This window comes from Alcaligenes nematophilus, assembly GCF_026344155.1.
GTDB lineage: Bacteria > Pseudomonadota > Gammaproteobacteria > Burkholderiales > Burkholderiaceae_B > Alcaligenes > Alcaligenes phenolicus.
This window is the reverse complement of sequence record NZ_JAPKMZ010000006.1, coordinates 78,070-96,105: the sequence shown is the minus strand read 5'-3', so window position 1 is coordinate 96,105 and position 18,036 is coordinate 78,070. Positions and strand designations below refer to the sequence as shown.

The following is an 18,036-nucleotide window of genomic DNA, read 5'->3' as shown; positions in this document are numbered from 1 at the left end:
CCCCATAGCCTGGATGAGCTCCAGTGCTATGGGGTGTTTTTTTATGGCTATCGTACGGCTTCGGTATCAGGATGCTAGGGCTGGATCGGCGGGAAGTACGCCAAGGTCTGCCCCAGGCCCCATAAGAGCAGCAGCACTACGGGAATATGGACCAGTAGTTGCACGAAGGTAAAACCAATCAGATCTCGCGCCTTCAAGCCCAGCACACCCAGCAAGGGCAGCATGTAGAAGGGGTTGATCAGGTTGGGCAGTGCTTCGGCCGCGTTATAGATCTGTACGGCCCAGCCCAGGTGATATTGCAGGTCATTGGCTACCTGCATCACATAAGGGGCTTCAATAATCCACTTGCCACCGCCCGAAGGAATGAAGAAACCCAGGACGGCCGAGTACACGCCCATCAGCAGCGCGTAGGTATCGTGCGAGGCAATCCGAACGAAGAATTCGGAGATGTGGTGGGCAATGGTTTCCCCGCCCGAGCCTTGTACCGTCGTCATGATGGCAGCAATCGAGCCATATAGCGGGAATTGAATCAGCACCCCGGTGGTGGTGGGCACGGCGCGAGACACGGCTTCCAGGAAGCTGCGAGGACGCCAATGCAGCAAGGCGCCTGCCATCAGGAACAACAGGTTATAGGTGTTCAGGCCTGAGATCGCCAGAATCGCAGGCTTGGTAGCGAATTCTTGCCACAACCAGCCACCGGCCAGCGCGACCAGTACAAGGATCAGGAAGGGGCTGTGCTCCAGCCATTCGCCAGGACGTTGTGGCTTGGGTGTCTCAGGCAGGACAACCGTAGGATCAATACCGCAGGCCGCCGCATCTTTTGCACTGGCGTCGCTGGGTGCGGTGGCATAGGCCACGATCAGGGAGACGACAACCAGGACCAGCAGCATGATGCCCGACTGCCATAGGAAAATGGTTTCCGTAAAGGGGATGACGCCTGTAATGGCCAGGATGGAGGGTGGCAGACTGGCAGGGTTGGCTTGCAGCTGCGCAGCCGACGACGACAGACCCAATGCCCAGACGGCGCCCAGACCCAGATAGGCGGCTGCGCCAGCTGCGCGGTAGTCCATCTTCAGGTCGGTACGGCGGGCCAAAGCCTTGACCAGCAAGCCGCCAAATACCAGGCTCAAGCCCCAGTTCAGCAAGGAGGCTGCCATGGAGATCAGGGCGACCCAAGCCACGGCGGAACGTCCGTTGCGCGGCACGGCAGCACAAATATCAATCAGGCGGGAAGCCGGTTTGGAACTGGCCACCACATATCCGCCAATCACCACAAAGGCCATTTGCATGGTAAAGGGGATCAGACTCCAGAAACCGTCGCCAAATGCTTTGGCGGTTGCGGTCACAGGTGCGCCGATAGCCAGGGCGGCCACGGCCACAATCAGTACGGCCAGGGTCGCAAATACCCACGAATCCGGGAACCAGCGTTCAGCCCAACTTGCACAGCGCATTGCAAAACGTGCTGAGCGGCTTTCTTGTAATGCTCCAGACATAAAGTGCCCTCCACTTATTGATATGAAAACAAACAGCCGCACCTCTTCTCGGACGTGCTGATCTGGTCAGAGGTATCGGCTGTAAAGACTTCTGGGTACAAAGCTTGAGGTCGCTAAAACAAGCGGCCTGACCATCTGTTCCCAAGTGATCCCATGCCGTTGTTGAGCAGGACAGTGCGTGTCCGTTCCCCGGTCTCCGTCTGGAATTATTGATTTGCTTGCTACTGGCGGTTATTACGCACAGAAAAAGACAGGAAGGCGACCCAACCTGACGACATACCTTTTTTATATACGCGGACGCGGTGAGGCGATCCCACCGGGCATGGGCTTGACAATGACTGGGTCAAGCCTGAGCCCGGGAATATCAGAAGGATTTGCTAGGACAGCCTGCAACTTTGCCCCACGCATTATTGGGACCGCAGTACTTGTTGCGAGCATCCCAGGAACAACTTGGGCGATCGAAAAAGCCTTTTTGGCTACAGGCATTCAACTCTTGCTGCAGTTGTGCCTGCCAGGCGCCGTTATTGTTGCCGGCCACTTGAATATCCTGTGGTGGCGGTGGTGGGGGCGTGCCTACATCTACCGGCTGGATAGGCTCGGAGCCGCCCAGGTTTACACGAGCAATCCCTTGCAACTCCCGGTTCTGCTCGGTCATGGCAATTTGAATGGCCTGCTCCAGCGAAATGGACGTGGTGGCCAAGGCAATAGGTGGCTTTTCTTCCGTCAGCGTAGACGTGTCGATTTCCCAAGCGATCGGGGTGGGTGCTTGTGGCACTCCCAGGCGACCATTGGGTAAAGGCTGCGGCGGTTGCGCGGTAAAGGGTTTGCCATCGGCATCAAGCGTAGGCAAGTCTGACGGGTCGGGGGTGCTGACCGCCATGGACTTTTCAGGGCCGTGCGCGATTAGCCAGTTCCCCAGTTCCAGGCCGCCCCACACTGAAGCACCTGCGGCCAGCAGCAAGACAGCAATGATAAAACGCCAGGGCATAAGCGATGTCTCGGTTGAATCAGGGGCAATCCGGTCGGCCGGATGCGCGTAATTAAAAGAAAAGAGCCGTCATTGTAGCGAAATGTCGGCCCTGCTCTTGTGACAGAATTAGACGGCATCCCCGAAAACGTGTCCACCATGTTCACGTAATGCGTGGAATTCAATGCCTGGATTCAGCTCCTGAGCCACGCGCAACTGCGCAGGCGAGGTTGCTAAAAAGGCAATGGCCTCGACCACGTCATAAGCAATATTGCCCGCGTTGGTCTCGATAAACTTCTTCATGTCCTTGGGGTCTTTGGCTGTTACCCAGCGAGCCATATTGAAGCGGCTGGAGGACAGGCGCGCTTCCACACCGTACTCCGTTTTCAGGCGGTGGGCCACCACTTCAAACTGCAGTTGGCCAACCGCGCCCAGCAGCATCATTCCGCCTGCCATATGGGGACGGAACACCTGAATGGCGCCCTCTTCACCCAGCTGGGTCAGGCCGGTACGCAATTGCTTGGTGCGCAATGGGTCTTTGACCTCAATGGACTGGAACAGTTCGGGGGCGAAGAAAGGCAGCCCGGTAAATTGCAGGTTTTCGCCTTCGGTCAGCACATCACCCAATTGCAGGATGCCGTGGTTGGGCACACCGATAATGTCGCCAGCAAAGGCATCGTCCAGAAGTTCACGGCGTTGCGACAGGAAGGACACCACGTTATTGGGGCGGATTTCCTTGCCGGTACGCGACACTTTCAGTTTCATCCCGCGCTTGAAATGGCCGGAGCTGACGCGCACAAAGGCCACACGGTCGCGGTGGGCGGGGTCCATATTGGCTTGCACCTTGAACACCACACCACTGAACTTGGGCTCATCGGGCTGTACTTCGCGCTGCAAGGCGGCGCGTGGGCCAGGAGCAGGCGCCAGGTCAACCAGTGCGTCCAGCACTTCCTGCACACCGAAGTTATTGATGGCCGAACCAAAGAACACAGGAGTTTGCTTGCCTTGCAAGAACAGGTCCAGGTCGAATTCGGGCGCTGCAGCATTGAGCAGCTCGATTTCTTCCTGAACCTTTGCAAAGGGCTCGCCAAAGCGTTCGGCAATCACGGGATTGTCCAGGCCGGGGATGATTTCATCCTCGCCATGACGTTCCTGACCGGGCTTGAACACACGCATATGGTTGGCGCGCAGATTGAACACACCGCCAAAGCGACGTGCCATCCCGATAGGCCAGGAAAACGGCACCACTTCCATGCCCAGGTGCGATTCGATTTCCGACAGTACATCCAGCGGCTCTTGAACTTCGCGGTCCAGCTTGTTCACGAAAGTGATGATGGGCGTATTGCGGGCCCGGCACACTTGCAAGAGGCGAATGGTTTGCGGTTCCACACCGTTGGCCGCGTCAATCACCATCAAGGCGGCGTCCACGGCGGTCAGCACACGGTAGGTGTCTTCGGAGAAGTCCTGGTGACCGGGGGTGTCCAGCAAGTTGATCACGCAGTCGCGGTATTCCATCTGCATGACCGAGGAGGCCACCGAAATACCACGTTGCTTTTCAATTTCCATCCAGTCCGAGGAGGCGTGACGGCTGGCTTTACGGGCCTTGACGCTACCTGCAATCTGAATCGCACCCGCGAACAACAGCAGTTTTTCTGTCAGTGTGGTCTTACCCGCGTCAGGGTGAGAAATAATGGCAAAGGTGCGGCGTTTCTTGACTTCAGAGCGTATGTCACCGGACGACATTGAAAATCCTTGTGGCAGCGCCAGTCTGGCGCGTGGAAAACAGTGAGCGAATTATCCGTAAAGCAGGGCTTGGGGGCAAGCTGATGCGTGCACAAGGCTAACGCGACACGCTGGCCAATACCGTCCCTGCCAGAATAAATAGCGAACCGAACACGCGGTTCAGCAGCCGTACATGGCTGGCCTGACGCAGCAAATGCAACATGCGAGCGGCCAGCGACGTGTAGCAACCCATGGCCACCAGATCCGTAAAGCACAGGGTCATGGCGATCAGCAGGTATTGCAGCGGCATGGGCCGATTCAAGTCCAGAAACTGGGGCATGATGGCCAGCAAAAATACCAGACCCTTGGGGTTGGTGATATTGATCAGGCAACCCCGTATCAACAAATCGCGAATACGAAAGTCGCTGGGTTCCTGACCTGTGACCTGCACCGGCATGGCGTCGGTGCGCAATTGCTTCCAGCCCAGATAAATCAGGTAGGCGGCACCCAACCATTTAAGCGTGGTGAACGCCAGTTCCGAGCGCGCCAGGACTTGGCCCAATCCCAGGCTGATGATGAATATCTGGATCATGATCCCGATATTCAGGCCTATCGCCATCCAGTAGCCACGCTTGAAGCCGTATTTCAGGCCGGAGGACATGGAGGAAATCGCACCTGGGCCAGGTGAAAACGAAATAACCCAGGAAGCCGCGAAAAAGGCGAGCCAGGTGCTCAGTGCCATGGTGTGCTCGGTTCAAAGGCGGGCGCTGTGCCCGCCTTTGGCAGGCACAGCCCCTTTGCAGGGTTTAGGCTTTGGCTTGTGCGGAACTGCGGTTGCTGCGGTTCGGGCCGCGGCTGTCCTGACGGCCACCGGGGCGACCTTGGCCAGCACGGGCTGCGCCACCGCCTGCACCGCCAGGAGCGGCGCTGCGACGTGGGCGGTTGTCGTTGCCAGGACGGCGCGGACGGCTTTCGCCATTGCCACCACGGCCTTCAGCGGAGCGACCTTGACCACCACCGTTAGGGCGACGGGCACCAGGAGCACGAGCGCCAGGAGCGCTGTTGAAGCGGCGCTCTGCGTAGGTGTCTTCCTTGGCTTCTTCAGCCAGAGCGGCGCGCGAAGGAGGCGTCCAGCCTTCCACCACGATGCGTTCGATAGGATTGCGGGTCATGCGCTCGATCTGCTTGAGCAAACGCATTTCGCTGCGATCTACCAGCGACAGGGCCACGCCTTCGCTACCGGCACGGCCAGTACGGCCAATGCGGTGAACGTAGTCTTCAGGAACGTTAGGCAGTTCGAAATTGACCACGTAAGGCAGTTGATCAATGTCCAGACCACGTGCGGCGATGTCGGTGGCAACCAGTACCACAACCTTGCCGTTCTTGAAGCCGGCCAGCGCACGGGTACGAGCCGCCTGGCTCTTGTTGCCGTGCAGGGCTTCAGCGGCCATACCGTCCTTGGACAGTTTTTCGGCCAAACGGTTGGCGCCGTGCTTGGTGCGGCAGAACACCAGAACCTGGTTCCAGCCGCTTTCGCGGATGATGTGGCTCAGCAGGTCACGCTTGTGTGCCTGGTCAGCCAGAATCACTTGCTGGGTAATCAGTTCGTTGGTGGTGTTGCGGGCAGCAACGGCCACTTCGTCAGGGTTGTTCAGCGAACCACGGGCCAGTTCACGGATTTCGTCCGAGAAAGTCGCCGAGAACAGCAGAGTCTGACGATCAACCGGCATCAGGCTGATGATCTTGCGAATGTCGCGGATAAAGCCCATGTCCAGCATGCGGTCGGCTTCGTCCAGCACCAGGATTTCCACGCCGGTCAGGTCCACGGTGCGTTGACGCACGTGGTCCAGCAAACGGCCAGGAGTGGCTACCAGAATGTCCAGGGGCTTGCGCAGCGCATGGAACTGGGGGTTGATGTTCACGCCACCAAACATGACCATCGAGCGCAGACGGGTGTGCTGGCTGTACAAACGTACCGATTCTTCAACCTGGGCGGCCAGTTCACGGGTAGGGGCCAGGATCAGCGCACGCGGGCGGCCTGGTTTACGGTTTTGCTGAGGGTTGTTCAGCAGACGGTGCAAGATAGGCAGGGTAAAGCCTGCGGTCTTGCCGGTGCCGGTTTGAGCGGCAGCCAACAGGTCGCCACCTTCAATGACCTTGGGGATGGCCTGGGCTTGAATAGGGGTGGGGTGGGTATAGCCTGCGTCGGTTACAGCACGCAACAGAGGTTCTGCCAGCTCAAGAGAGGCAAAAGTGATTTGAGAGTCCAAGAATTTTCCAGTGACTAGCCCAAAAGCCCTCTTTGGGGCCCTACCAATCCAGGCTAAGGTGTTTTGTTATGGCGACAATGCCACGGCAGGGGCAAGAACGCCGCCTGCTGCAAGAGGCGCAGTGATTGGTGCGCTGCGCAATCTGCCATTATAGCGTGAAATTAGTAAAAATCCTCATTGACCATCTTGTATCATTTTGAGCGGTAGCGTTAAAACAACCTGCTTCAAACGTAAACGGTCAGGCGGATTGCCCTGTCGGATTTGACAGAAATTGTTAAGCGCCGCCATAGACGTACTTGTTATGCTGCGGTACGCGGTTTACGCTTGGCGTGCACGGACCGCCGGGCTCTGTTTGGCACGTGCCCGAGCAAATGGGTCGTAACCCGTTTTTGTTGTTTATCTGCTTATTTTTGCAGGAAAAAAATCATGACATCATGGATACGATGGGTCTTTATCAGCAGCGTGGCGGTTTTGCTGTCGGGTTGTGGGTATAACGAGATCCAGCGCCTGGACGAGCAGGTCAAGGCCGCTTGGTCGCAAACCTTGAATCAATACGAGCGCCGCGCCGAACTGGTGCCCAAGCTGGTCAGCTCGGTCAATGCCTATATGGTGAACGAGCGCGCGGTGCTGACGCAGGTTACCGAGGCGCGCGCCAAGGTCGGCACCATTCAGATGAAAGTGGATGATCTGGACAACCCCGAAGTGATGGCTCGCTTCCAGGAAGCCCAGAATCAGTTGTCTTCGGCGCTATCGCGTCTGATCGCCGTGTCGGAAAACTACCCGCAACTGAAAAGCGATGGCCTGTTCCGCGACTTGATGACGCAGCTGGAAGGCACGGAAAACCGTATTGCCACCGAACGTGGCCGCTATGTACAGACGGTGCAGGAATACAACCTGTTCATCCGTCAGTTCCCTACCCTGATTACCGCCAAGCTGTTTGGCTACAAGGTCAAGGAAAACTACGGTGTGGATCGTCAAAGCGAAATCACGCGTGACCCCGAGGTCAAGTTTGATATTCCTGCGACCCCCGCTCCTGCTGGGTATTGATTAATTCTGGAGGTGGAGTCATGAACGTGCACGATCTTGCACTGACTGCTGGGCCTGGGTCTGCACGTTCTGGCAGGCTGGCCTGGGCCTGTGGTTTGTTGATGGCCTTGTTATTGCTGTGCTGGCCCTGGACGCAGGCGCAGGCCAAACCTGAACCTGTTCCTGCCATTGCAGGGTGGGTAACGGATACCACGGGCACCCTTAGCCCGGATCAAAAAGACGCCCTGAACCAGCAGCTCAAAGCCGTGGAACAGGAAAAGGGCGCGCAGGTCGTGATTCTGATGGTACCTACCACAGGCGAAGAAACCATCGAACAATACGCGTTGCGTGTCTTTGATCAGTGGGAAATTGGCCGCAAGAAAGTGGGCGATGGCATCTTGCTGCTGGTGGCCAAGGATGATCGCCGCATGCGTATCCAGACCGGCTATGGTCTGGAAGGCGCGGTCACGGACTTGCAGGCGGGGCGCATCATCCGCGAACAGATGACGCCTCGTTTTATCGAAGGCAACTTCTATGCCGGCATCCAGGCCGCAGCCGATAGTCTGGTGGGTCTGGTCAACGGCGAAGAGCTTCCCCCTCCTCCTAAAAATGCCCCTGTCACCTCGTCGGGTGAAGAAGGCGTGTTCTGGGAGCCTTTGCTGGCTGTAGGCGCGATTGTATTTTTTGCTTCGCCTTTGTTTGCCGCCTTTGCTGCTGGTGTGTTCACGCTGGTGGTGTCGGGCAGTATTGGCCTGGCCCTGCTTGCCGCTGTTGTCGGTGCAGGCTTGAGCATGATTGGCCGACTCTTTGGGGCAGGCGGCAAGTCCAGTTCCGGGCGTGCCTCGCGCCGGGGTGGTGTCATTGGCGGCTTGGGCGGTTATTCCTCCGGTGGTTTTGGCGGGAATGGTGGCAGCAGCGGTGGTGGCTTCGGCGGTTTTGGCGGGGGCAGCGGCGGCGGTGGTGGCGGTAGCGGAGGCGGTGGCGCTTCCGGTAGTTGGTAAGGCCACAGGGGAGCGACATGAGTGTGAATTGGAAAGAATTGTCGGGTTGGGCATCGGTACAAGGCCAATGGCTGCGCCGTCGTCATTTCAATGCCGAAATGTTGGGCCATCTGGCTGAGCAGATCCGCAAGGGTGAAGAGAACCATAGTGGTGAACTGGTCGTGGCGATTGAAGCGGTTTTGCCCGCCCATGAAGCCGATAGCGCCCAGCGTGCCCTTGAAGTCTTCGGTCGTTTACGTGTCTGGGACACACCCTTGAACTCCGGCGTCTTGCTGTATCTGGCCTTGGGTCAGCGCCGTATCCACATCATTGCAGACCGGGGCATCAAGGCCGATCAGGCTCAATGGACACAGATCTGTCAGCAGTTGGAAAAAGATCTGGCCTCGCGTGAGTATTTGTCTGGTTTGCTGGCCGCTGTCAGCGCGATTGAAACCGTCTTGCAGCAAGGCGCTCCGGCGCAGACTCCAGGCGTGGCGGCAGTCAATGCCTTGCCTGACGAACCTGTACTTCTTTAAGTGATGGCCAGTGCCATGAAACCGTCTGAATCCGTCGGCTCCTGGCAGCAGCAAACTCTGGTTGAAGCCATACGTTTGCGCGAGACCCTGTGGGGGCCTGTTGAAGACCTGTCTGAATCGCGCCGTGCGCGGGCTGCAGGCGGCTCCTTTGCCCAACGTGTGTCGGCTCGGGCCTTGGCGCTGGCGCGACGCGATGGGCTGGAACAAGCCTGGACGCGCTGGTGGCGTGTTGCCCGCCTTCTATTGATTGCCATGGCGGTGCTGGCTTTGCTGGCCGGGGCTGGTACAGCTGCGGGTGCATTGGGCGATGGCAGTCGAGCCGTGAATGTAGTGACGGCTTTGGGTGCGTTGCTGGGTCTGCACGTACTGACTTTTATTTTCTGGCTGTTCAGCCTGGCCTGGTCGGGCAAGAGTAGCGGCACAGGCAGTTGGGCCGGTGATGCCTGGTGGTGGCTCAGTCGCCGCTTCGTCAAAGGCGACGCCAGTCTGGTTCCCCAGGCTTTTGCCGCCGTGCTGGCGCGCCGGGGCAGCCAATCCTGGTTGGCCGGTCTGATCAGCCATAGCTTGTGGGTGCTGGCCTTTTTGTCGGCCCTGAGTACCCTGCTGCTACTGCTGGCCTCACGCCGCTATCACTTCAATTGGGAAACCACGCTTTTGACGCCGGATACCTTTGTCTGGCTGGTTGAAGGCCTGGGCGCCCTGCCATCCTTGTTGGGCTTTGCCCTGCCCGATACCCTCACCATACGTAGCAGCGATGGCCTGCAAATGCTCGATGCCCAGGCTCAGGCCTTGTGGTCCAGCTGGCTATTGGGTGCCGTGGTGACCTATGGTTTGATCCCCCGCGTGCTGGCTCTGGGCTGGAGCTTGTGGCAATGGCGCAGACATACAGCGCGTCTGACGCTGGATGACAGCTTGCCGGGTTTGGCGGAGCTGCGCCCGCGCCTGATGCCCGCTAGTGAGCCCACCGGTGTGGATGAGCTGGCCTCGCCCGATCGAGTGGCCCGTATTCAAAACGACACCCACCCTCCCTTGGAGGCGAATGCCTTGTGTGTGGTGGGGTTGGAGCTGCCACCAGAACATAGCTGGCCCCCTGCTTTCATGCAGGCGCAGATGCAGGATCTGGGGCGGGTGGACTCGCGGGCTGAGCGTCTGGATATTCTGGGCCGCTTGCAGTCCGCCCACCCTCGTCATTTGTTGATGGTCTGTGATTCCGCTCAGACGCCGGATCGCGGGGTGGTGGCAACGCTGGTTGAATGGGCACAATTGGCGCAGCAGTCCGATGTGGTGTTGTTGGATGAAGCTTTGGCCGACCCGGATCAAACGCGTCGTCGTAGCTGGCATGAACGTTTGGTGGCGGCAGGCTTTGCGCCTGGGCAGATTCACGATCAATGGCCTGACTTGTCTTTGAAGGAGCCATCATGAGTGCTGCGGCTTTGACGCTGGCGGTGGTGGGTCACACCAATACGGGCAAGACCTCTTTGCTGCGTACCCTCACGCGAGATACGGAGTTCGGCCAGGTCAGCAATAGCCCTGGCACCACACGGCATGTGGAAGGCGCCAGGCTGACGGTGGACGGCGAGGCTTTGGTGGAGTTGTTCGATACCCCTGGTCTGGAAGACAGCATGGCCTTGTTGGACTTCATGGATCAGCTCAGCCAAGCCGGTGAACGTATTGATGGGCCAGAGCGGGTACGTCGTTTTTTGGAATCCCCAGCGGCACAGGGCCGTTTCGAGCAAGAAGCGCGCGTGTTGCGCAAGCTGCAATCCTGCGATGCGGGCTTGTATGTGGTGGATGCGCGCGATCCGGTCTTGAGCAAGCATAAGGACGAGCTGACCTTGCTGGCCTATAGCGGGCGGCCTTTGCTGCCTGTACTCAATTTCGTTCGTAGTCCACAGGCGCGGGTGCAGGAATGGCGCAGTGCCTTGGCACGCTTGGGCCTTCATGCCTTGGCGGAATTCGATACGGTGGCACCGGCTTTGGATGGCGAGGCCTTGCTGTACGACAAGCTGGCGGTGCTGCTGGAGACGCATACTGGGGTGTTGCAGCAGTTGAAGGTGGATTTGGCGCAGCAGGCAGCATTGCGGCGGCGGGATGCCTTGCGCTTGCTGGCAGAGCTGTTGATTGATGTGGCGGCCTGGCGTGTCAGTACACCCTCGGACAAGGAGTCCATGGAGCTGGCCGCGCAACAGTTAAGGGAGCCGGTGTTGGCCCGCGAGGCCAAGAGTGTGCAGGCTTTGCTCAAGCGCTACAGCTTTGGCCGTCAGGATGTAGTGGCCGATTTGCTGCATTTCGAGGGCGGCCGTTGGGGCATGGACTTGTTTGATCCCCAGGCTTTGAAGGAATTTGGCGTGCAGTTGGGCAAGGGCGTGGCCGCAGGTGCCATGGCAGGCGCCACGCTGGATGTGATGACAGGTGGCCTGAGCCTGGGAACCGGGACGGTGCTGGGTGCCTTGGCCGGTGGTTTGTGGCAAGGCGCGGATAAGTGGGGCCAGCGTTTGATGGGCAAGTTGCGGGGCGAGACGGAACTTAGCGTGGATGATGCCGTGCTGCGTTTGCTGGCCGTGCGGCAGCTAAGCTTGATTGCGGCTTTGGAGCGGCGCGGTCATGCTGCACAGACGCCGATTCGCCTGGGCGAGATTGATGCCGAGAATTTCGATCAGGCCTTGCAGCGGGAATTGAATGTCTGGCGGGCGCAAGGCCTGCCGGAGGAACTGGCGCAGGCACGGATACATCCGACCTGGTCTACCTTGCGCTCAGACTATGCGCCGGATTCGCGGCGGGAGACCTGTGTGCAGAGCTTGGTGCAGCGTTTGCTGGGGGCGCGTAATGGGCCGAATGCTAACGCTGTCGGGCAGGCGCAGGAATAACAAACCCCGGATTATTTCTTTTCATCTTTCATTAAGTGCGCATAGCAAACCGGCGAGCTGGGTTCATTGCCGTCGTGTATGCGATCTTCTTCAAGCAAAGCCTGAATCACAGCCTGTTTGAGCACCGTCAGGTACGAGGTTTGCGGGTCGTGGGTGGCGGTTAGCAATTGCAGTTCGCCTTTGCGGGCCAGCTTCATCAAGGAGAGCAAGGAATCAGGGTCGTGCTTGAGCTGTTCCTGATAGCGACGCTGGAATTGTTCGGGCGAAATATCGCCGCTATGAAAGCTTTTGCGTAATTCGCTTGTGGGGCTGGCCTCGTGCAGCCACTGGATGTCGCCCAATTCGTCTTTGCTCAGGCCGCGTGGCCAGAGGCGGTCTGTGAGTACACGGGCCGCTTTGCCGGCAGGCTCATGGACGGCGTCGTAAATGCGACTCAAGGTGATGGTGTAGGGCATGACTGGCTCCGGGAGCGTCAGGCTTTTTGTGTTCACGCGCTGGCGGTCAATGACTTATTGCCTATTTTTTCTGTGGGTCAGAGTCGCGTATCGACAGGTATCGGCGAATCGAGCCTCATGCAGACTAGCAAATTGTTGTGTAGCAGCCTTGCAGCCGTGTGTGGTGAGGTTTCGGATCGCCAATCACATAAGCTGCAAGGCTGCTGTTTTGTATTTATACGGCGTTTTACGCTTTCTTGCTGACCAGTCCGTAGACAAACAGGACGATGATGGCACCCACAATGGAACCGATCCAGCCTGCGCCTTCACCAGGCACGTACCAGCCCATGGTTTGTCCCAGGTAGCCTGCGACAAAGGAGCCGACAATACCCAGGATGGTGGTCATTATCCATCCCATTTTTTGATCGCCAGGCATGATGGCTCGTGCCAGCAAACCTACGATAAAGCCCACAATAATCATGGAGATAATACCCATCGTGCTACTCCTGTTCTGTGTTTGCCGGTCTGGGATTCGGACCGCTCTGCTTATCTTAGGTATGGAGTTTTTAGGCGTCTATCGTTTTGCGTTTTTGAAACAGTTAAAAACGTCAGGTTTTGTAAATGGATGGTGTGTAATCAGCTTTGCTTAAGTCAGCAAGGCAGGTTTACGCTTTTGCACCCACTGTGTGGCCTGCTCATAGGCGTAGGACAGCTGCAGCACCGCCATATCGGCCTGGGCAGGGCCCATGATCTGCAAGCCCATGGGCAATCCGGCTTCGTTAAAGCCCGCAGGCACGTTCATGACGGGCAGCCCTGCCAGAGAGCCGCCGATCACGATTTCCATCCAGCGGTGGTAGGTGTCCATTCTGCGCCCGGCGATTTCGCCAGGCCAGTGGGTGGTGCCAGCAAAGGGGAAGACCTGGGCGGTAGGCAGCACCAGATAGTCGTAGGTCTGGAACAGCTTGCGCAGGCTTTCGTACCATTTGCTGCGGTTGATGGAGGCTTGATAGACCTGCGCCCCGCTCAGGTTCAGGCCCCCCGCTACTTCCCAGATCGCCTCAGGCTTCATTTGGGCGCGCAGTTCCGGTTTGGCGTACAGGCCCTGTGCGCTTCCGGCTACGGTGAAGTGGCGCAGCGTCAGCCAGGTTTGCCATAGCTGCTCCATGGAGTAGTCGGGCTGGGCTGCTTCAACGGTGCAGCCTATGGCTTCAAAGCTCTTCAATGCGCTTTGGCACAGGTCCATGATGCCGGCTTCCATAGGCAGATAACCGTTGTAGTCGCCCAGCCAGCCAATGCGGGTGCCTTTGAAGTCGCGTTGCAGTTTCCCGGCAAATTGTTGTGGGTCTTGACCGATGCTAAGGGGGGCGCGAGCATCGAAACCGGCCTGGGTGGACAGCAGCATGGCCAGGTCGGACACGGTACGGCCCATGGGGCCTTCGTAGCCCATTTGCTGGAAGAACACTTCGGAGGACGGGCCATAGGGCACGCGGCCTTGGGAGGGGCGAAAGCCGTAGACGTTGTTGAAAGCACCGGGGTTGCGCAGGGAGCCCATCATGTCGCTGCCATCAGCGACGGGCAACATGCGGGTGGCCAGGGCCACGGCGGCCCCGCCACTGCTGCCGCCAGCACACAGATCGGGCTGGTAGGCATTGCCGGTGGTACCGAACACGGAGTTGTAGGTGTGCGACCCCAGGCCAAATTCCGGGGTATTGGTTTTACCGATCAGAATGGCACCGGATTGCCGCACGCGCTCCACGACAATGGCATCTTGTTTGGGCAGATAGTCCTTGAAAATCGGTGAACCGCTGGTGGTGACAATATCGACCGTGGCCGCCAGATCTTTGGGTGCCTGGGGCATGCCGTGCATCCAGCCCATGTACTGACCTGCTTTCAGTTGCTGATCGCGCTTGTCGGCCTGGGCCAGCAGGCCGCTGCGCTCTTGCAGGGACACAATGGCGTTGACCTTGGGGTTCACACGGTCGATGTGGTCCAGATAGGCCACCATCACTTCGCGGCAGGAGACTTGGCGTTGTGCGATCCAGCCCGACAGAGTCAACGCGTCGGCCATGATGATGTCTTGAGCCGTGCCCGGACCGGGAGCGGTTTTTGCGAAGGCCTGGCGTCCCAAGGAAGGGGCCATACCCGCCAGCGACAGCAGTCCGGTGGTTTTCAAAAAGCGGCGGCGTGTACCCAGCGGCGTTGGGGAATCAGTCATGTTTGTCTCCGGTGTTTTTGTAGGGCCATCCAAGTGGCCAAGCCATTCTATGCAGGTACAATGCGCGGCTCAAACGCCAAAAAATCATCAAGTTGATGCGGTCTGTGCATAAGCCGGTTCAAGCGTCAGCAAGGGGACAAGCATGGACTTTCGCAAGCTACGGCACTTTGTGGCCGTTTGCGAACACGGTACGTTTCACCGGGCCGCGCAAGCTGTCCACTTAAGCCAGTCTGCCTTGAGCCGTAGCATTCAGGCTCTGGAGCAGGAGCTGGGTGTGCCGCTGTTTGATCGCAGCAGTCAGCGCATTTTCTTGACGCCTTATGGTCGGGTACTGCTGGAGCGAGCTCCCCGGGTTTTGCAGGAAGGCCGTGCCTTGCAGCGCGAGCTGGCCCTGCTTCAGGGCGAAGACGCAGGCAGCCTGCGCTTAGGCTTAAGTTCGACCCCCGCTGCGGTCTTGCTGCATCCGTGCATGGTGGCGCTGCTGGACGAGTACCCGCGTTTGCGTGTGGACGCGGTGATTGGCCGCACGCTGGAACTGATCGAAGGTTTGCGCCGGGAACGCTACGATATGGTGGTGCTGGACGTCAGCGCGGTGACCGATGTGCGTGGCCTGGATATTGAGTATTTGCCCGCCATGCAAGGCGATATGCTGGTACGCAAAGGCCACCCGCTGTTGCAGCTGGAGTCGCTGGACTTTGCTGCGATCAGCCAGTATCCCGTGGCCTGCTCCGTGATCAGTGATGATTTGACCGACCGTCTGATTGCCGAGTTTGGCGCCCAAGGCCATCCCGGCAGCTTTGTACGCTTTTGTTGTGATAGCTTCAGCATTCAGCGCGATGTGGTGCTGGATAGCGATATGGTCTTGATGAGTGTGCTGGCGGCGGTACGGCGCGATATTGATGCTGGTGATCTGGTGCCGCTGGGCCTGTTCTCTTCATCCTTGTCCGGTCACTATGCCTTGGTGCGCCTGTCGGGCCGTACGCAATTGCCGGCTCTGGATATTGTGTACGATCTGGCGCGTCGCCTGTGCAGGGCCTAGGCTAGACGCCCCGCTTTCTGATCTGCCTTGTTTGAGGGTTTGCTGATGACGATTCCCTTGCCCATTCTGGACCTGAAGCACTCAGGTGCCGAACACGTTTTTCGCGCTTTCATCGGCTGGTGGCCAGACGCGCAAACCCGCGCCTGGCTGGCGGAGCAGGCGCTGCACGCACATGCGATTTACGGCGGGCGGATGATGCAGCCTGATCACTTTCACTTGACCCTGGCGTTTCTGGACGGCAGCCGTGTGTCGGATCTGCAGACTTTGGCGACACAGATGGCGCAATGGACGGTGCCGCAGATCAAGTTGGATCTGACCATACGGGATGTATTCGAGAAGCCAAGGGTAGTGTGGGCCGGGCCGGACGAGTCGCAAACTCAGGCACTGGCGGCCTTGCAGCAGTGGCATGATGAGATCTGGGCCAAGCTGAGTGCTTTGGGCTGGACGCAGCCGCCGCGTCGTTTTCGCCCGCATGTGTCCTTGCTGCGCCATGCGCGGATTGCCGCCGATCAGTCCCATTGCCATGCTTTGCCCACGCAGGCCTTTGTGGGTGCTGGTGCCGGTCTGATCGTGTCCGTTCCCGCAGAGCTGCGTAGCCAATATCATCTGGCCGCCCTGATGAAGCCTGAAAGGACAGGTACATGAATATCCGCTTTTTAGAAACTTTTATCTGGATTGCCCGTTTGGGCAGTTTCCGTGCGGCAGCGAACAAGCAGCATCTGACACAAGCCGCCGTGTCGGGGCGGATTGCAGCCCTGGAAGCCGAGTTCCAGAAAACCCTGTTCGAGCGGGGCCACCGCGATCTACGCCTGACTCCGGCAGGTCGAAAATTGATGCAGTACGCCGAGCAGATGCTGGGCATGGAGCACGATTTACGTGAAGCTCTGGCAGGCTCCAGCCGCTTGAGTGGTCGGGTACGCCTGGGCGTGGTCGAGTCCATTGTGCATACCTGGTTCAAGGATTTGATTCGTCAGCTGCATGCGCTCTACCCCGAACTGGAAATTGAGCTGACCGCCGAGTCCACCTTGCGCCTTCACGACTTGCTCAAGCGCGGCACCATTGATGTGGCCTTGCAGACCGACCCCATCATGGGGGACGGTATACGCAACTTGCCCATGGGCTCCATGCGCATGGGCTGGGTATGCATGGCCGATGAGTCCATGCCGGTACGCAGCGGTTTGCAGGAGCTGGTGCAACGCTGGCCTTTGGTGACCTTCCCTCGTGGTTCCCAGCCGCATCTGGCCTTGGTGCAGCTGCTTGAGCCCTTGCCTGTGGATCAGGCCCGGATTCACTACGTTTCTTCAATTGCCGCCAGCACGCAATTGATCGAAGCCCAGCCTTGCATTGCCACCTTGCCCCTGGCGGCAGTCAGCCGTCAGCTGGACAGCGGTCTGTACCAGGAAATTGTTTGCGAACATGCTTTGCCTGATTTGCGCCTGGTCGCCAGTTGGCGGCCCGACCCTTTAACGCAGACCGCTCAAGCGGTGATTGGCGTGGCGCTGGAGCGCATGCACCATTTTGCTGCCCAGCATCCTGGCCTGGCTTTACCCCCGCCAGACACGCGTGTCTTCGCGATTTAGCCTTTGAGGGTTTTCCCCTTGCCTGCGCATGTGTACTGAGCGTGGGCTTGCTTGATAATCTATATACCGCGCCATTCGCTTGATCTGATCGCTTTTTCTTATTGCCCCAGGCTGAAATAAACCGTTTGGAATCTGCTTAGCAGCCGTTGGACACTCCCACAAAGAGTGTGCAATGACCTTGATTCGGGAGGGCTGTCGTGTCTGCTACTTTTCGCACTGATCGTGATGCGCCGGGGGAACTGTTCATCTGGACAGACATCGCCCCAGAGCATGAGCAGGATTTCAATCAATGGTATGAGCGCGAGCACATGGCTGAACGCGCTGCCATACCGGGTTTTCAATGGTCGCGCCGTTATGTGCGCCAAGGCGCCGGGCGCAAGTATCTGGCCTTGTATCGCACCGAGTCCCTGCGGGTTTTTGGGACGGCAGAATACAAGAAGGCCTTTGAGCAGCAAACGGATTGGTCCAATACCAACTTTGCCCGCATGAGCAATACCCAGCGTCGCGTGATGGCGGTGTCCTTGCTGGGAGGGGTTGGCACCGGGGCCGTGGTCTTGCTGGTGCGTTTGCCGGAGGCAGCACAACTGGATGTGCTGGCAGCTCAGAGTTCAGCCTATCTGGAGCAAACCGATGGCCTGCTGGCCTTGCGTGTGTTGACGCCAGACCCAGAGCTTTCGACCCCTTTGCCGTCCGAGGATACGCAGCAGCGCAGCCTGGACCCCTACCTGGTGGCGGATCTGACCACCTTGAATGCTGCTCGTACCCTGGCTGCCCGTTTGCAGCAGGATCTGGGGGTGGCGACCAACGATGTATCCGAGTTTTCTTTGTTGTGGGATCTGCAGTCACGGGATCTGAATGCAAGCCGCTCATAAGGCGGCCATCACCTCAATTCTTGGGAGAAGCGACA

At 58.5% G+C, this 18,036-nt stretch carries 17 protein-coding genes; 9 read left to right on the top strand and 8 right to left on the bottom strand.

Annotated features, from left to right (window positions below):
* Positions 1–74 precede the first annotated feature (74 nt).
* The 5 genes from OSH04_RS16020 to OSH04_RS16000 form a co-directional block, all read right to left on the bottom strand.
* The gene (locus OSH04_RS16020; RefSeq protein WP_035268650.1) at positions 75–1,493 is read right to left on the bottom strand and encodes a short-chain fatty acid transporter; all 1,419 of its coding nucleotides are present in this window, start codon (positions 1,491–1,493) and stop codon (positions 75–77) included.
* Between the two features lie 364 nt (positions 1,494–1,857).
* Entirely contained in the window at positions 1,858–2,481 is a 624-nt protein-coding gene (locus tag OSH04_RS16015) for a hypothetical protein (protein ID WP_035268649.1), read from the bottom strand.
* 108 nt (positions 2,482–2,589) lie between these two features.
* Entirely contained in the window at positions 2,590–4,203 is a 1,614-nt protein-coding gene (locus OSH04_RS16010; RefSeq protein ID WP_266108838.1) for a peptide chain release factor 3, read from the bottom strand.
* A 97-nt stretch (positions 4,204–4,300) separates the two neighbouring features.
* Positions 4,301–4,924 (bottom strand): LysE family transporter, encoded by a 624-nt coding sequence (locus OSH04_RS16005; protein ID WP_009460249.1) that lies wholly within the window; start codon positions 4,922–4,924, stop codon positions 4,301–4,303.
* Positions 4,925–4,988: 64 nt separating this feature from the next.
* Entirely contained in the window at positions 4,989–6,452 is a 1,464-nt protein-coding gene (locus OSH04_RS16000) for a DEAD/DEAH box helicase (RefSeq protein ID WP_009460248.1), read from the bottom strand.
* Between the two features lie 426 nt (positions 6,453–6,878).
* Between OSH04_RS16000 and OSH04_RS15995 the strand changes: the two genes are divergently transcribed.
* From OSH04_RS15995 to OSH04_RS15975, 5 genes are read left to right on the top strand one after another with little or no spacing between them, the layout of a single operon-like run.
* The gene (locus tag OSH04_RS15995; protein ID WP_009460247.1) at positions 6,879–7,499 is read left to right on the top strand and encodes a LemA family protein; all 621 of its coding nucleotides are present in this window, start codon (positions 6,879–6,881) and stop codon (positions 7,497–7,499) included.
* A gap of 20 nt (positions 7,500–7,519) precedes the next feature.
* Complete coding sequence (locus tag OSH04_RS15990) at positions 7,520–8,479, top strand: TPM domain-containing protein (RefSeq protein ID WP_266108836.1); 960 nt, start codon at positions 7,520–7,522, stop codon at positions 8,477–8,479.
* A gap of 17 nt (positions 8,480–8,496) precedes the next feature.
* Positions 8,497–8,994, top strand: coding sequence for a TPM domain-containing protein (locus OSH04_RS15985; protein WP_035268642.1), 498 nt, complete (start codon positions 8,497–8,499; stop codon positions 8,992–8,994).
* A 15-nt stretch (positions 8,995–9,009) separates the two neighbouring features.
* Complete coding sequence (locus OSH04_RS15980; protein WP_266108835.1) at positions 9,010–10,416, top strand: DUF2868 domain-containing protein; 1,407 nt, start codon at positions 9,010–9,012, stop codon at positions 10,414–10,416.
* Entirely contained in the window at positions 10,413–11,861 is a 1,449-nt protein-coding gene (locus tag OSH04_RS15975; RefSeq protein ID WP_266108834.1) for a DUF3482 domain-containing protein, read from the top strand. Before OSH04_RS15980 ends, OSH04_RS15975 begins: the two co-directional genes overlap by 4 nt.
* An 11-nt stretch (positions 11,862–11,872) precedes the next feature.
* Here OSH04_RS15975 and OSH04_RS15970 read toward each other — a convergent pair whose 3' ends face one another.
* The 3 genes from OSH04_RS15970 to OSH04_RS15960 form a co-directional block, all read right to left on the bottom strand.
* Positions 11,873–12,316, bottom strand: a complete 444-nt coding sequence (locus OSH04_RS15970; RefSeq protein ID WP_266108833.1) for a DUF488 domain-containing protein — start codon at positions 12,314–12,316, stop codon at positions 11,873–11,875.
* Between the two features lie 226 nt (positions 12,317–12,542).
* The gene (locus tag OSH04_RS15965) at positions 12,543–12,791 is read right to left on the bottom strand and encodes a GlsB/YeaQ/YmgE family stress response membrane protein (RefSeq protein WP_026483834.1); all 249 of its coding nucleotides are present in this window, start codon (positions 12,789–12,791) and stop codon (positions 12,543–12,545) included.
* 150 nt (positions 12,792–12,941) lie between these two features.
* Positions 12,942–14,510, bottom strand: a complete 1,569-nt coding sequence (locus tag OSH04_RS15960; RefSeq protein WP_266108832.1) for an amidase — start codon at positions 14,508–14,510, stop codon at positions 12,942–12,944.
* Between the two features lie 142 nt (positions 14,511–14,652).
* Here OSH04_RS15960 and OSH04_RS15955 point away from each other — a divergent pair, with 142 nt between their 5' ends.
* The 4 genes from OSH04_RS15955 (at position 14,653) to OSH04_RS15940 (ending at position 18,001) form a co-directional block, all read left to right on the top strand.
* Positions 14,653–15,549 (top strand): LysR family transcriptional regulator, encoded by an 897-nt coding sequence (locus tag OSH04_RS15955; protein WP_266108831.1) that lies wholly within the window; start codon positions 14,653–14,655, stop codon positions 15,547–15,549.
* A gap of 45 nt (positions 15,550–15,594) precedes the next feature.
* Positions 15,595–16,194, top strand: a complete 600-nt coding sequence (gene thpR / locus OSH04_RS15950; protein ID WP_022983394.1) for an RNA 2',3'-cyclic phosphodiesterase — start codon at positions 15,595–15,597, stop codon at positions 16,192–16,194.
* Positions 16,191–17,129, top strand: coding sequence for a LysR family transcriptional regulator (locus OSH04_RS15945; RefSeq protein ID WP_009460222.1), 939 nt, complete (start codon positions 16,191–16,193; stop codon positions 17,127–17,129). The genes thpR and OSH04_RS15945 overlap by 4 nt, the downstream gene beginning before the upstream one ends.
* Before the next feature lie 197 nt (positions 17,130–17,326).
* Entirely contained in the window at positions 17,327–18,001 is a 675-nt protein-coding gene (locus OSH04_RS15940) for a DUF4286 family protein (RefSeq protein WP_060186544.1), read from the top strand.
* Positions 18,002–18,036 lie beyond the last annotated feature (35 nt).